The 14,288-nt window shown below is 72.5% G+C and carries 16 protein-coding genes and 1 riboswitch; of the genes, 12 read left to right on the plus strand and 4 right to left on the minus strand.

The window, feature by feature from the left end; translation table 11 throughout:
• Positions 1 to 56: 56 nt before the first annotated feature.
• A complete protein-coding gene (gene pyrE, locus GGG17_RS10770) occupies positions 57 to 626 on the minus strand; it encodes an orotate phosphoribosyltransferase (protein ID WP_154593725.1) in 570 nt (189 codons plus the stop codon).
• Between the two features lie 37 nt (positions 627 to 663).
• Positions 664 to 1,440 carry an SDR family NAD(P)-dependent oxidoreductase gene (locus tag GGG17_RS10775; RefSeq protein WP_154593726.1) on the minus strand — a complete coding sequence of 259 codons (777 nt, stop codon included), beginning with the start codon at positions 1,438 to 1,440 and terminating at the stop codon, positions 664 to 666.
• A gap of 48 nt (positions 1,441 to 1,488) precedes the next feature.
• On the opposite strand from GGG17_RS10775, the gene GGG17_RS10780 reads away from it, so the two are divergent.
• A complete protein-coding gene (locus GGG17_RS10780; protein ID WP_311966610.1) occupies positions 1,489 to 2,283 on the plus strand; it encodes an exodeoxyribonuclease III in 795 nt (264 codons plus the stop codon).
• 12 nt (positions 2,284 to 2,295) lie between these two features.
• Here the strand turns inward: GGG17_RS10780 and GGG17_RS10785 are convergent, their stop codons facing one another.
• Positions 2,296 to 2,760, minus strand: coding sequence for a hypothetical protein (locus GGG17_RS10785; RefSeq protein ID WP_154593727.1), 465 nt, complete (start codon positions 2,758 to 2,760; stop codon positions 2,296 to 2,298).
• 150 nt (positions 2,761 to 2,910) lie between these two features.
• Positions 2,911 to 3,009, plus strand: a riboswitch (TPP riboswitch).
• Here GGG17_RS10785 and thiM point away from each other — a divergent pair.
• The 6 genes from thiM (at position 2,999) to bioD (ending at position 7,227) form a co-directional block, all read left to right on the plus strand.
• Complete coding sequence (gene thiM, locus GGG17_RS10790; RefSeq protein ID WP_154593728.1) at positions 2,999 to 3,823, plus strand: hydroxyethylthiazole kinase; 825 nt, start codon at positions 2,999 to 3,001, stop codon at positions 3,821 to 3,823. It overlaps the preceding riboswitch by 11 nt.
• Positions 3,820 to 4,560, plus strand: coding sequence for a thiamine phosphate synthase (gene thiE / locus GGG17_RS10795; RefSeq protein ID WP_154593729.1), 741 nt, complete (start codon positions 3,820 to 3,822; stop codon positions 4,558 to 4,560). Before thiM ends, thiE begins: the two co-directional genes overlap by 4 nt.
• Positions 4,557 to 5,396, plus strand: a complete 840-nt coding sequence (gene thiD, locus GGG17_RS10800; protein ID WP_154593730.1) for a bifunctional hydroxymethylpyrimidine kinase/phosphomethylpyrimidine kinase — start codon at positions 4,557 to 4,559, stop codon at positions 5,394 to 5,396. The genes thiE and thiD overlap by 4 nt, the downstream gene beginning before the upstream one ends.
• Entirely contained in the window at positions 5,393 to 6,040 is a 648-nt protein-coding gene (gene tenA / locus GGG17_RS10805; RefSeq protein WP_154593731.1) for a thiaminase II, read from the plus strand. The genes thiD and tenA overlap by 4 nt, the downstream gene beginning before the upstream one ends.
• 197 nt (positions 6,041 to 6,237) lie before the next feature.
• Complete coding sequence (locus GGG17_RS17355) at positions 6,238 to 6,363, plus strand: hypothetical protein (protein ID WP_353889952.1); 126 nt, start codon at positions 6,238 to 6,240, stop codon at positions 6,361 to 6,363.
• A 156-nt stretch (positions 6,364 to 6,519) separates the two neighbouring features.
• A complete protein-coding gene (gene bioD, locus GGG17_RS10815; protein ID WP_154593732.1) occupies positions 6,520 to 7,227 on the plus strand; it encodes a dethiobiotin synthase in 708 nt (235 codons plus the stop codon).
• Between the two features lie 174 nt (positions 7,228 to 7,401).
• Here bioD and clpB read toward each other — a convergent pair whose 3' ends face one another.
• Positions 7,402 to 9,966 (minus strand): ATP-dependent chaperone ClpB, encoded by a 2,565-nt coding sequence (gene clpB, locus GGG17_RS10820; protein ID WP_154593733.1) that lies wholly within the window; start codon positions 9,964 to 9,966, stop codon positions 7,402 to 7,404.
• Between the two features lie 293 nt (positions 9,967 to 10,259).
• On the opposite strand from clpB, the gene GGG17_RS10825 reads away from it, so the two are divergent.
• From GGG17_RS10825 to cls, 5 genes are all read left to right on the plus strand, one after another.
• Positions 10,260 to 11,507, plus strand: a complete 1,248-nt coding sequence (locus GGG17_RS10825; RefSeq protein WP_154593734.1) for an inorganic phosphate transporter — start codon at positions 10,260 to 10,262, stop codon at positions 11,505 to 11,507.
• A 13-nt stretch (positions 11,508 to 11,520) separates the two neighbouring features.
• On the plus strand, positions 11,521 to 11,826 hold the full coding sequence (locus tag GGG17_RS10830; RefSeq protein WP_154593735.1) for a hypothetical protein: 306 nt from the start codon (positions 11,521 to 11,523) through the stop codon (positions 11,824 to 11,826).
• Between the two features lie 5 nt (positions 11,827 to 11,831).
• Positions 11,832 to 12,227, plus strand: coding sequence for a DUF3349 domain-containing protein (locus GGG17_RS10835; RefSeq protein ID WP_154593736.1), 396 nt, complete (start codon positions 11,832 to 11,834; stop codon positions 12,225 to 12,227).
• Between the two features lie 41 nt (positions 12,228 to 12,268).
• Positions 12,269 to 12,580 (plus strand): DUF3349 domain-containing protein, encoded by a 312-nt coding sequence (locus tag GGG17_RS10840; RefSeq protein ID WP_154593737.1) that lies wholly within the window; start codon positions 12,269 to 12,271, stop codon positions 12,578 to 12,580.
• Positions 12,581 to 12,664: 84 nt separating this feature from the next.
• Complete coding sequence (gene cls, locus GGG17_RS10845; RefSeq protein WP_154593738.1) at positions 12,665 to 14,161, plus strand: cardiolipin synthase; 1,497 nt, start codon at positions 12,665 to 12,667, stop codon at positions 14,159 to 14,161.
• The last annotated feature ends 127 nt before the right edge of the window (positions 14,162 to 14,288 follow it).

Raw genomic sequence — 14,288 nt, forward strand, 5'->3', positions numbered from 1 at the left:
ACCCGCCCGCCCCGGACGTTCCCTCGGGGCGGGCGGCGGGCGTGCTGCCGGACCGGTCAGGCCAGGCCGAGCTCCTCGAGGGAGTAGACGTGGAGGTAGGGCACGCCCGCCTCGTCCTGGATGCGCTCCCCGGCGCCCGTCGCCCGGTCGGCGATCGTGGCGACCGCGACGACCTCGGCGCCGTCCTCGCGGGCGGCGGCCACGGCGTCGAGCGGCGACCCGCCGGTGGTCGTGGTGTCCTCGACCACCAGCACCCGGCGGCCCCGGACGGACGGTCCCTCGATGCGCTGCTGCAGGCCGTGCGCCTTGCCGGCCTTGCGGACGACGAACGCGTCGAGACGCTCGCCCGCAGCGGCCGAGGCGTGCAGCATCGACGTGGCGACGGGGTCGGCCCCGAGCGTGAGACCACCCACCGCGTCATACGCGAGGTCCCTGGTGAGGTCCCGCATCACGATCCCGACCAGCGGGGCCGCCTCGCCGTCGAGGGTGATGCGCCGCAGGTCGACGTAGTAGTCGGCCTCCGTGCCGGAGGAGAGGGTGACGCGGCCGTGCACGACGGCCTTGTCCTTGATGATCTCGAGCAGGCGGGCGCGGGCGTCGGCGGGGTTCGTGGGCGCGGGGTTCATGGGGCCCCAGCGTAGTTGCGGCTCGCGGGCAGCGCCCTCAGCGGGCGGTGCGCCGCCCCGAGGCGAGGCCCCCGCTCACGCGCCGGACGAGGCCTCGCGGCGCCACCTGGACGAGGCCCACGAGCGTCTTGTAGACGCCGCCGGGCACGCTCACCGCACGACCTCGTGCGACGTCGTCCAGGCAGTCCTGCACGAGCCGGTCGGCGTCGAGCCACGCGACGTCGGGCAGGTGCGACATGCTCATGGCGGCCCGCTGGTGGAACTCCGTGCGGGTGAAGCCCGGGCAGAGCGCCGTGGCGGTGACCCCCGTGCCCTGCAGCTCGTTGGCGAGACCCTCGGTGAACGTCGTGCACCACGCCTTGGCGGCGGAGTAGGTCCCCATCTGCACGAACGACGCCACCGACGAGACGTTGACGATCGCCCCGCGCCCCCGCTCGCGCATCGCCAGCGCCGCCGCCTGCGACACGACGAGTACCGCGCGGGTGTGGATCATGAGATGGTGCTCCTCTTGGTCGATCGGGGTGCGCAGGAAGTCGGTCCGCAGGCCGTAGCCGGCGTTGTTGACCACGAGGTCCACGGGACGCTCCCGGTCGGCGACGCGATCGGCCACACGCTGCAGCTGGTCGCGCTCGGCGACGTCGGCGACCAGCACCTCGCAGCGCGTCCCGTGCAGGTCGCGCAGGTCGTCGGCGACCTCCTGCAGCCGGTCATGGTTGCGGGCCACCAGGACGAGGTCGTGGCCGCGGCAGGCCAGCTCACGGACGAAGGCCAGGCCGATGCCGGCGGACGCGCCGGTGACGAGTGCGGTTGCCATGGACGACAGCGTAGGGGCTCGGTCCGACGGCTCCGGTAGGTTGGCGAGGTGCGCATCGCAACCTGGAACGTCAACAGCATCCGGACCCGCGTCGACCGCGTCGTCGCCTTCCTCGAGCGCCACGACGTGGACGTGCTGGCCATGCAGGAGACCAAGTGCAAGGACGCGCAGTTCCCGATGCTGCCGTTCGAGCAGGGGGGCTATGAGGTGGCCCACCACGGCCTCAACCAGTGGAACGGCGTCGCCATCGCCTCCCGCGTCGGGCTCGCCGACGTGCAGGTCGGCTTCGAGCAGATGCCGACCTACGGGGAGCCGGACGCGGTCGCCGAGGCACGCGCGCTCGGGGCGACCTGCGACGGGGTCCGCGTCTGGTCGCTCTACGTCCCCAACGGGCGCGAGGTCGGGCACGCCCACTACGCCTACAAGCTCGACTGGCTCGCCCGGCTCCGGGCGGACGGCGAGCGCTGGCTGGCCGAGGACCCGGCGGCCCAGGTCGCGCTCATGGGTGACTGGAACGTCGCCCCGCAGGACGAGGACGTCTGGGACATGGCCTTCTTCGAGGGCAAGACGCACGTCTCGAGGCCGGAGCGTGATGCCTTTGCGGCCGTGGTGGACGCGGGCTTCGCCGACGTGGTCCGGCCGTACACCTCCGAGCCCCGCACCTACACCTACTGGGACTACACCCAGCTGCGCTTCCCCAAGAAGCAGGGCATGCGCATCGACTTCTGCCTGGCCAGCCCTGCGCTGGCGCGGCGCGTCACCGGCGCCTCCATCGACCGCGAGGAGCGCAAGGGCAAGGGCGCCAGCGACCATGCCCCCGTCATCGTCGACCTCGACGCCTAGGCACCGGGAGCCTCAGGCCACCACCTCCAGCCTCGGGAGCAGCTCCACGCCGCGGCTGCCCAGGACGTAGCACCCCAGGTCGAGCACGCCCCTGGCCTGCCAGCAGCGCTGCGCCACCTCCTGCCACGTGCGGTCGGCCGCGGTGGCGTGCGCCGGTCCGGGGCGCACGAGGAGCACGACGACCGATCCGTGCTCGCCGACCACCTCGGCGACGGCGTCGAGGAGCACGTGCATGCGGGCGGGGTCGCCGGGCCACGGCAGGTCGCGGAAGTACATCGGGGCGACGAGGTGCCCGTTGAGGTCCCCGACGAGGACCGCGACGTCGTGCTCGCGCGGTCCGGGAGGGGGCATGGTCTCGCGGATCGCCCGCCGCAGGCGGGCGACGTCACGCATCGAGTGACCGTCGAGCAGCTCGTCGAGCCTGAGCGGGACGTCGGCGGTGGTGCCGGGGGTGTGCGTGCTGGGTGTGATGTCCATGCGGCGATCGTCGCCACCGGCCACCCGCGCCCACCACCCCCTCCCGGCGTCCTGTGGACGACGACGCGGATCCACGTGCCCGCGGCGAGGGCTGTGGACAACCTCGGGACCAGTCCCGCGATCACCCCGCTTGCGCGGTCCGTTAGGGTGCAGGCAGACGCGGGGTGCCTGGCCGTCGGCCGGGCTGAGATCACACCCGTCGCACCTGATCTAGGTCGTGCTAGCGAAGGGACGTCGTATGACGGACGCATCCGTGGACCCGGTGACCGCAGTCACCCCCGACCAGGTGGGCGAGGCGCTCGCCCGGCTCAGGGACACCACGCCTCTGGTCCAGAGCCTCACCAACATCGTCGTGGCTCAGTGGACGGCCAACGTCCTGCTGGCCGCGGGCGCCGCCCCCGCCATGGTGGACAACCCGCACGAGGCGGACGCCTTCGCCCGGGTCGCGGGCGGCGTGCTGGTCAACACCGGTACGCCGTACGACGACACGACCGCCGGCATGCGGGCCGCCGTCACGGGCGCGCAGGCCGCCGGCACGCCCTGGGTCCTCGACCCGGTCGCCGCCGGGGGCCTGGCCTGGCGCACCGAGGTCGCGGTCTCGCTCATGGACGTGCACCCACCGGCGATCGTGCGCGGCAACGCCTCCGAGATCGCTGGGCTGCTGGGCGGGCTCGGTGGCCGCGGGGTCGACAGCGCCGACTCGCCCGAGCAGGTGCTGGACCGCGCCCGCGAGCTCGCCACCTCCCGCGGCACCGTCGTGGCGGTCAGCGGCGCCGTCGACCACCTCACGGACGGCGAGCGCCTGGTCCGGGTGCACAACGGTGACCCCGTGATGACCAAGGTCACCGGCGTGGGCTGCGCCCTCGGTGCCCTGATGGCGGGCTTCGCGGCCGGGTGCGACGACGCCCTGCTCGCCGCCACGAGCGCCACCGCCCTGCTGACGGTGGCGGCCGAGCGAGCGGCCCGGGCGTCGCGCGGCCCCGGCAGCTTCGCCGTGGGGCTGCTCGACGAGCTGAGCCTGGTCACCCCGGACGAGCTGGCCGGCGCCCTGGTGCTGTCATGACGGGACCCCTGCGCGCCGCGCTCGACGGTCGGGACCTCGACCTCACGCTCTACCTCGTCACCGACACCACCCTGTGCGGCGGCGACGATGAGGTCGGGCGGGTCGCCCGCGCTGCCGTCGACGGCGGCGCGACGCTCGTGCAGGTCCGTGATCCGGACGCCGACGACGAGCGCATCCTGCGCCTGACCCGATCGGTCGTCCGGGCGCTCGAGGGCACCGGCGTCCCCGTCGTCATCAACGACCGCGTCGACCTCGTCGAGGCGGCAGGCGCCGCGGGAGCCCACGTCGGCCAGGGCGACCTGCCGCCCGAGCGAGCCCGCGCGCTCCTCGGCCCCGACAAGGTCCTCGGCCTGTCCTGCCAGACCCTCGCCCACGTGGAGGCAGCCCGGTCCCTGCCCGCGGGCACGCTGGACTACCTCGGGCTGGGGCCGGTGTGGGAGCAGAGCACCAAGCCCGACGCCGCCACGCCCGCGGGGCCAGAGGGCATCGCCGCCCTCGTCGCGGCGAGCCCGTGGCCGACGGTGGCCATCGGCGGGATCGGCATCGACCGCATCCACCAGCTGCCCGCCACCGGCGTCGACGGCGCCGCGGTGGTCAGCGCCATCTGCGCCGCGCCCGACCCCCGCGAGGCTGCGGCTACGCTGCTGGCCCGGTGGCGGGAGGCGGCGGAACGGCATACGACCGAGCCGAGCGAGCCGACCGACTCGCCCGAGCCGACCAACGAGAAGGCCCGATGAACACGCCCCCCAGCCCGCCCCCCACGGCCCTGTCCATCGCCGGGAGCGACCCCTCCGGGGGCGCCGGGATCCAGGCCGACCTCAAGACCTTCAGCGCGCTCGGCGCCTACGGCATGTGCGTCATCACAGCCCTGACCGCCCAGTCCACCCAGGGCGTGACGGGGGTGCACGCGGTGCCCGCCGACTTCGTGACGCAGCAGCTGGAGACCCTGCTCGGCGACATCACCCCCGACGCCGTCAAGATCGGCATGCTCGCCGACGCGGACGTCACCCGGGCGGTCGGTCGCGTGCTGGGGCGGCTGAGGGCCGAGGAGGACGACGAGCTGCCGATCGTCCTCGACCCCGTCATGGTGGCCACCAGCGGGGACCGGCTGCTCGACGAGTCCGCCGTCGCCGCCGTCCGCGAGCTCGTGCCACTCGCGAGCATCATCACCCCCAACCTGCCCGAGGCCGCGGTGCTCCTGGACGCCGAGCCGGCGACCACCGTCGACGAGATGGTCGAGCAGGCGCGGGCCCTCGTCACCGCCGGGGCGCGCCGCGCCTACGTCAAGGGCGGTCACCACACCGGCACCGAGCAGGCCACCGACGTCCTCGCCGACACCCACGGTCACGTGCTGATCACGGCCGAGCGGGTGCCGACCCGGCACACCCACGGCACCGGCTGCACGCTGTCCTCCGCCCTGGCGGCGCTGCGCCCCCGCCGCCCCGACTGGGAGACGACCTGCCGGGACGCCAAGTCCTGGCTCACCGAGGCGTTGCGCCACGCCGACGAGCTGCACGTCGGCCACGGGCACGGACCGGTCCACCACTTCCACGACGTCTGGAGCCGAGCATGACCTTCACCACCGACGCCTGGACCCGCACGGCGGGCGTCCGGACCGCCATCGACGAGCTGCCCTTCGTGCAGGGGCTGGCCGACGGGACCCTCGACCGCGAGCGCTTCACCTACTACATGGCCCAGGACGCGCTCTACCTCGCGGACTACGGCCGGGTGCTGGCCGCGCTCGCGAGCCAGGCGACCGACCCGGACGAGATGCTCTTCTGGGCCGAGTCCGCGCGCACCACCGTCGTCGTCGAGCGGGAGCTGCACGGCGCCCACGTCGCCGACCTCGCCGCGGCGCGCCGCTCCCCCACGTGCCTGGCCTACACGTCCTATCTCGCCTCGCTCACCACCCAGGGTTCGTATGCCGTGGCCGCGGCCGGCGTGCTCCCCTGCTTCTGGATCTACCAGGACGTGGGCGACCACCTGCTGCGGCAGGCCGGGGCGCTCGACGGGCACGCCTACGGCGACTGGATCGGGATGTACTCCGACGCGGAGTTCGCCGCCTCGGTGGAGCGGGCCAAGGCGATCGTGGACCGCTGCGCCGAGGGCGCTGACGACTCCACCGTGCAGCGGATGCACGAGGCGTACTCCACGGCGGCGCGCTACGAGTGGATGTTCTGGGACGCCGCCTGGCGCCGGGAGACCTGGCCGGTCTGAGTCGAGGCTGCGGGAAGGACGCTCAGAGAGCCCAGGTGTATCGCCGCTCCGGTCTGCCTGTCGAGCCGTAGCGGAGTGCGACCGTCGCCTGGCCGGAGTCTGCGAGGTGCTCGAGATGACGACGAACGCTCACCCGGGAGAGCCGGACGAGCTCGACGCACTCGGTGGCAGTCAAGGACTCGGCCCCACGAACGCTGATGCACGGGCCGACGTTCATGGGCAACCCCCTGGCCTGCGCGATCGCCCTCGCCTCGTGGGACCTGCTCGAGGCCCGCGGGTGGGCGTCATACAGCTGGACGAGCCCGTCCGGGTGGCCGAGGTGACCCGCGCGGCCCTCGACCGGGGTTTGTGGGTGCGGCCGTTCCGCGACCTCGCCTACACGATGCCGCCGTACGCGTGCACCGACGCCGACGTCGCCACCATCACGCGCGCCCTGGTGGAGTCCCCCCGCCCTGGTCCACGGCTGAGAGGCTGGGGACATGAGCACCGAGACCACCGCACCCGTCATCGTCGTCACGGGCACGGGCCCCGACGTCGGCAAGACCGTCGCGACCGCCGCCCTCGCCGTCGGCTTCCGCGACCAGGGGCTGCGCGTCGCCGTGGTCAAGCCCTGCCAGACGGGCGTCGGTCCAGGCGAGGACGGAGACCTCGCGCAGGTGCGCCAGCTGGCCGGGGACGTCCAGACCCACGAGCTGGTGCGGCTGCCCGATCCGCTCGCGCCGGACGCCGCCGCGCGTCGGGCCGGGGTCTCGATCCCGCCCGTGCCCGTGCTGGCCTCGCAGGCCGCCCAGGTGGCGCGGCGCGAGGACGTCGACCTCGTCCTGGTCGAGGGCACCGGTGGGCTGCTCGTGCGGCTCGACCTCGCGGGCGGCACCCTCGCCGACCTCGCCCTGTCCGTGCAGGAGCTCGGCCTGCGGGTGGGCGTCGTCGTGGTGGCCGCCGCCGGCCTCGGCACGCTCAACCACTCGGCCCTGACGGCCGAGGCGCTGCAGCTGCGAGGCCTGGACTGCCTGGGCTTCGTCATCGGGTCATGGCCCGAGGACCCCGACCTGGCGATGACGTTCAACCTCGAGGACCTCCCCGAGGTGACCGGTGCCCCTCTCCTCGGTCGCATCCCCGAGGGCGCGGGGTCGTGGGATCCCCAGACCTTCCAGGACCGGGCGGGCGCCTGGCTGCCGATCTTTTGAGCTCCCCAGGGGCCGCCACGCAGCGGTGGCTCGAGGGTGCCGTTCCACGACGCCCATCCGCCAGGACCCTCACCCACCGTCAGCGCCCCTCGCCACGAGTGCCCGCCAGCAGCGCCACCGCCGCGCGCCGACAGGCCCCGGACCGGGGGTCCGGGGCCTGTCCAGTGCGAGACGTCAGCGCAGGGTCAGCGCGTCGGCGTCACCGTCGCGGTCGACCACGACGGTCTGGCCGTCGCGGATCTCCCCCGCCAGCAGAGCCTTGGCCAGCCGGTCGCCGATCTCGCGCTGCACGAGCCGGCGCAGCGGTCGGGCGCCGTACGCCGGGTCATAGCCGGTGAGCGCGAGCCACTCGCGGGCCGCGTCGGTCACCTCGAGGGTGATCCGGCGGTCGGAGAGGCGACGCGCCATCTCGTCGACCTGCAGGCCGACGATGTGGCCGAGCTCGTCCATCGACAGCGGGTCGAAGATGACGGTCTCGTCCAGGCGGTTGAGGAACTCCGGCTTGAACGCCGAGCGGACCGTCTGCATGACCGCATCGCGCTTGGCGGCGTCGTCCATCGTCGGGTCGACGAGGAACTGCGAGCCGAGGTTGGAGGTCATCACCAGGATCACGTTGCGGAAGTCCACCGTCCGGCCCTGGCCGTCGGTCAGCCGACCGTCGTCGAGGACCTGCAGCAGGATGTCGAAGGTCTCCGGGTGGGCCTTCTCGACCTCGTCGAGCAGGACGACGCTGTAGGGGCGACGCCGGACGGCCTCCGTGAGCTGCCCGCCCTCCTCGTAGCCGACGTAGCCGGGAGGGGCGCCGACCAGCCGGGCGACGGAGTGCCGCTCGGAGTACTCCGACATGTCGATCCGCACCATGGCGCGCTCGTCGTCGAAGAGGAAGTCCGCGAGCGACTTGGCGAGCTCGGTCTTGCCCACACCGGTGGGCCCGAGGAAGAGGAAGGACCCGGTCGGGCGATTGGGGTCGGCGACCCCGGCCCGCGAGCGCCGCACCGCGTCGGAGACGGCCTGGACGGCGGCGGTCTGACCGATCAGGCGGCGTCCGATGACCTCCTCCATGTGCAGGAGCTTGTCGGTCTCACCCTCGAGCAGGCGCCCGGCGGGGATGCCGGTCCAGGCGGAGATGACGTCGGCGATGGCGTCGGCGTCGACCTGCTCCTGGACCATCGGCGCGCCGACGGTGGCCGCGGAGGACGCGGCCTCGGACTCGGCGGCCTGGGCGGCCTCGACCTCGCGCTGGAGGGCGGGGATCTCGCCATACATGATCGGCGCGGCCTCGTCGAGACGTCCCTCGCGCACGAGCACCTCGGCCCGCGAACGGGCCTCGTCGAGGCGGGCCTTGAGGTCACCGACCTTGTTGAGTCCGGCCTTCTCGGCCTCCCACCGCGCGGTCAGGGCATCGAGCTCCTCGCTGCGGTCCGCGATCTCGCGCTGCAGGCGGTCGAGCCGCTCGCGCGACGCCTCGTCGGACTCCTTGGCGAGGTGCAGCTCCTCCATGCGCAGCCGGTCGACCTGACGGCGCAGCTCGTCGATCTCGACCGGGGAGGAGTCGATCTCCATGCGCAGCCGGGACGCGGCCTCGTCGACGAGGTCGATGGCCTTGTCGGGCAGCTGCCGGCCGGTGATGTAGCGGTCGGACAGGCTGGCGGCGGCGACGAGGGCGGAGTCGGCGATGGCGACCTTGTGGTGCGCCTCGTAGCGCTCCTTGAGGCCGCGCAGGATGGCGATGGTGTCCTCGACGGAGGGCTCCCCGACGAAGACCTGCTGGAAGCGACGCTCCAGGGCCGAGTCCTTCTCGATGTTCTCGCGGTACTCGTCCAGGGTGGTCGCGCCGATCAGGCGCAGCTCGCCACGGGCCAGGAGGGGCTTCAGCATGTTGCCTGCGTCCATGGAGGAGTCGCCGGACGCACCCGCGCCCACGATGGTGTGGATCTCGTCGATGAACGTGACGACCTCGCCCTCGGCGGAGCGGATCTCGTCCAGGACGGCCTTGAGGCGCTCCTCGAACTCGCCGCGGTACTTCGCGCCGGCGACCATGGCCCCGAGGTCCAAGGAGATCAGCCGCTTGCCGCGCAGGCTCTCGGGCACGTCGCCCGCCACGATCCGCTGGGCCAGGCCCTCGACGACGGCGGTCTTGCCGACGCCGGGCTCGCCGATGAGGACGGGGTTGTTCTTGGTGCGGCGGGACAGCACCTGCACCACGCGGCGGATCTCGGAGTCGCGGCCGATGACCGGGTCGAGCTTGCCGTCACGCGCGATCGCGGTGAGGTCGGTGCCGTACTTGTCGAGCGCCTCGAAGGTGCCCTCGGGGGTCGCGGACGTGACCTTGCGGCCGCCGCGGACCTGCGGGATCTGCGCCTCGAGGGCGTCCGGGTCGAGGCCGAACCGGCCGGCGCGTGCCAGCGCGGCGAGCAGGTGGTCGGTCGAGATGTAGGTGTCCCCCATCGCGGCGGCGGCGTTGCCGGCCTGCTGCAGGACGGACGCGGTGGCCTGCGAGGCACCGGGTGTGCTGGTGGACCCGGACACGGTCGGCAGGCCGGCGAGCGCCTGGGCGGCGGCCCGGCCCACCTCCTGCGGGTCTGCGCCGGACGCGGAGATCAGCGGCGCGGTGGTCGTCTCCTGCTGGCCCAGCAGGGCGAGCAGGAGGTGGGCGGGCTCCACCTGCGCGTGGTGCGCTGCGGTGGCGTCGTGCACGGCCGCGTTGACGGCCTCGGCCGACTTGGTGGTCAGCTCCATGGGGCGACTCCTCGGGTGGTATGCCGGACGGCCCGGCCTCACAGATATCAACCTCAGCAAAGTTGAGTCTATTCCGCTCAACCCACGTGGTCGACCTGGGCCCGACCCCATCATGAACGTTCACAGCTGTGAGATGCACCACACTGGATCACCTCCCAGAGATGCTTTCCGTGACCGGTCCATCACCAATCGTCCCTTCGGGGGCAACGACGGACGACGCCCGGGTTAACAGTCGGCGACGCGGTGACGGAGATCCATCGTCGGCGTTCCCCACCCCTCGCGCGCACCTCACAATGGTTGTCGTGGACGTATCCCTCATCCTCCTCGTGCTGGTGGTCGTGACGGCCCTCGCCTTCGACTTCACCAACGGCTTCCACGACACCGGCAACGCGATGGCGACGTCCATCGCGACCGGCGCCCTCAAGCCCAAGACCGCGGTCGCCCTCTCGGGCCTGCTCAACCTCATCGGCGCCTTCCTCAGCGTGGAGGTCGCCCTCACCGTCACCAACGCCGTCATCAAGATCCAGAACAAGGACGGCTCCCCGATCACGTCACTCGTGTCCGACCACGGCCAGGCGCTCCTGCTGATCGTGCTGGCCGGACTCATCGGCGGCATCGTCTGGAACCTCCTGACCTGGCTCCTCGGCCTGCCGTCCAGCTCGTCGCACGCGCTCTTCGGCGGCCTGATCGGGTCGACGATCGCCGGCATCGGCTGGGCCGGCGTCAAGTGGAACGGCGACGGCAGCAAGCTGGACGGCGTCCTCGGCAAGGTGATCATGCCCGCGCTCCTGTCGCCCGTGATCGCCGCCGTCGTCGCCGCGGCCGGCACCTGGCTGATCTACAAGATCACCGAGGGCGTCAACGAGCGGTGGAAGGAGTCCGGCTTCCGCTGGGGCCAGATCGGCTCCGCCTCGCTGGTCTCCCTGGCCCACGGCACCAACGACGCGCAGAAGACGATGGGTGTCATCACCCTCGCCCTCATCGCCTACGGCTCCCACACCGACACCCACTCCGTGCCGTTCTGGGTCAAGCTCTCGTGCGCCCTGGCCATCGCCCTCGGCACCTACCTCGGCGGCTGGCGGATCATCCGCACGCTCGGCAAGGGCCTGGTCGAGATCGCCTCCCCGCAGGGCATGGCCGCCGAGTCCGCCTCGGCCGCCGTCATCCTCACCTCCAGCCACCTCGGCTTCGCGCTGTCGACGACCCACGTCGCCACGGGCTCGATCCTCGGCACCGGCATCGGCAAGAAGGGCGCCGAGGTCCGCTGGGGCGTCGCCGCCCGTATGGTCGCGGCCTGGTTCATCACGCTGCCCGCCGCTGCGCTGGTTGGTGCCGTCATGTGGTTCGTCGGCCACACGGTCGGCGGGCTGGCCGGGGTCATCACGATCTTTGCGGTCCTGTGCCTGCTGTCCGGCTACATGTACCACCGCTCTCGCCAGGCCCCGGTCGACCACAACAACGTCAACGACGACTGGGACGCCTCGGGGGTCCCCGCCGAGACCGCCGACGCCATGGCCGCCTCGTCGCGGTCCGGCCGCTGAGAGGACTGCCCAGATGACCCAGAACCTCACCCTCCTGATCGACGCGGCCTGGAAGGTCCTCGCCGTCGGTCTCGTCCTCGGCGCCGGCCTGCCCGCGCTGTTCGCCCTGGGCATCAGGTCCATGGCCTACGGTGTCGGGGGGTCCGCCGAGATCGACAGCACGGCCCGCCCGCACCCGGCGGGGCGCGTCATCGGCATCCTGTGCTTCGCTCTGGTGGCGGCGGCCATCCTGCTCGGCATCACGATCATCGTGGCGTCGGGCTTCGGCAAGGCCGTCAGCTTCGAGCACGTCTACCCGACCATCGTCGACAAGCACTGACGGCCATGACGGACAACCCCTTCGCCCGTCTGCTGACCTGGCTGCGCGGCGGCTACCCCCACGGGGTGCCGCAGAGCGACTACGTCGCCCTCTACGGCATCCTGCACCGCGACCTCACCGAGACCGAGGTCACCGAGATCGCGGTCGCCCTGCGCCGCTCGCGCGGGGTGCCGGAGGACGAGATCAGCCGCGATCAGATCGCGGACCAGATCCGCCGCTCGGCCCTGGAGAGGCCCTCCGAGGAGGACGTCGCCCGGGTCGCCGGGCGTCTGGCCGCCGGCGGGTGGCCGCTGGCGACGGCGTCCGCGCCCGTCGAGCCGGCGGCCCCCGCCGGCGATGTCACCAGCCCGGACGAGGCGCCGACGAGGGATGCCGACAACCCCACCCCGAGCGGCGCCTGAAGGCATACTGGAGGTCCCTCCGAGCCCCGAGGACCAGGTCCATGAACTCCTTCATCGAGCGCGCGCTCAACTGGCTGCGCGCCGGCTACCCCAACGGCGTTCCCGACACCGACTACCAGCCCCTGCTCGCCCTCCTGCGCCGTCGCCTCACCGACGAGGAGGTGGACGAGCTCGGGCAGGAGCTGGTCCGCAGCGGGCTGGTGCCCGCGGACAAGGTCGACGTCGGCGTCGGCATCATCAAGGTCACCGACGACCTGCCCACCGACGAGGAGATGACCCGCGTCGGGGAGCGCCTGCGCGAGGGCGGCTGGCCCGTCGACCTCGACGAGGCCCGTCACCACCGCGAGCCGTGACGCGCTGAGGCCGTCCCCCACCTCCCGCCACCACGCGTGCCAGACTCGGCACAGGAGGTGGCCGCGCGCCGGGAGGAGGTGAGCATGGACTGGTGGTTCGGCTGGTTCGGGTGGTTCGACTGGCCCCCGACCTGGGGCAACGTGGGCGTCGAGCTGCTGATCCTGCTCGACCTCGCGTTCCGCGTCGTGGCGGCCTCCGTGGTCTCCAACAACCGGCGCCCGTCCAGCGCCGTCGCCTGGCTCCTCGCGATCTTCTTCATCCCCTTCCTCGGCCTGATCGCGTTCATCGTGATCGGGTCGCCCAAGCTGCCGCGCCGTCGCCGCAACAAGCAGCGCCGGGTGTCGGAGGTGATCCTGCAGCGGACGGCCGACATGGACACGCAGGGGCCGGACTCCGCGCCCCCCTGGCTCGAGCCCGTCGCCCGCATGAACCGCCGGCTCGGGGCCATGCCGATGGTCGCGGGGTCGGACGCCACCGTCGAGACGGACTACGTCCGCTCGCTGGGGATGATGGCCGAGGAGATCGACCTGGCCCGCGAGTACGTCCACGCGGAGTTCTACATCCTGAGCCTGGACCGGACCACCGCCCCGGTCTTCGACGCCCTCGAACGAGCCGTCGCCCGCGGCGTGGAGGTGCGCGTCCTGTTCGACCACCTCGCGTCCCTGCGGATCCCCGGCTACCGCCGGACCATCAAGCGGCTCGACGCCATGGGCGCGCAATGGGCGCGCATGCTGCCGTTCACCCCGTTCAAGCGCGAGATCCTGCGACCCGACCTGCGCAACCACCGCAAGCTGCTCATCATCGACGGCGTCGCGGGCTACATCGGCTCGCAGAACCTCATCGACGCGCGCTACGGCAAGCGGCGCAACCGCCGCCTGGGGCGCGAGTGGATCGACATCATGGCGCGCTTCACCGGCCCGGTGGTCCTCGAGCTGGACGCCGTCTTCCGCACGGACTGGTACTCCGAGACGGACGAGCTCCTCGACGTCGGCGCGGCGCAGGGCCTCCCGCAGGCCCGGGTCACCGGCGACCTCTACGCCCAGTGCGTGCCGAGCGGCCCGGGCTTCGACGCCGAGAACAACCTCAAGCTCTTCAACTCCCTCATCTACAACGCCTTGCGGTCGGTGCGGATGATCAGCCCCTACTTCGTGCCGGACGAGTCGCTGCTGATGGCCGTCACCACGGCCGCCCAGCAGGGCCTCGAGGTGGAGCTGTTCGTGTCCGAGCAGGGGGACCAGTTCCTGGTGCACCACGCCCAGCGGTCCTACTACGAGATCCTCCTCGGCGCCGGCGTCGTGATCTGGATGTATCCCCAGCCCTATGTCCTGCACGCCAAGACCCTCACCGTGGACGGCCAGACCTCGGTGATCGGGTCGTCCAACCTGGACATGAGGTCGTTCACCCTCAACCTGGAGGTGTCCGCCCTCGTCGAGGGTCGCGAGTTCGCCGAGGACCTGGAGGCGTTCGAGGACCAGCTGCGGTCCCGCTCGCGCCGGCTGGAGCTCACCGAGTGGAAGCGCCGGCCCTGGCACGAGCAGGTGGCGGACGGGTTCTGCCGGCTCGCCTCCGCGCTCATGTGACCAGGCCGTATGCCGGGGCGCCGGCCCTCCCCGACATACGGCCTGGTGCGCGAAGGCCGGTGCCAGACGACGGCGACGAACGCCCTGGCGGCTGCCGTCACGGCACCCGGCGGGCCGGGTGGTTCCA

Origin of the sequence: Arsenicicoccus cauae (genome assembly GCF_009707125.1) — a bacterium.
GTDB classification, from domain to species: domain Bacteria; phylum Actinomycetota; class Actinomycetes; order Actinomycetales; family Dermatophilaceae; genus Arsenicicoccus; species Arsenicicoccus cauae.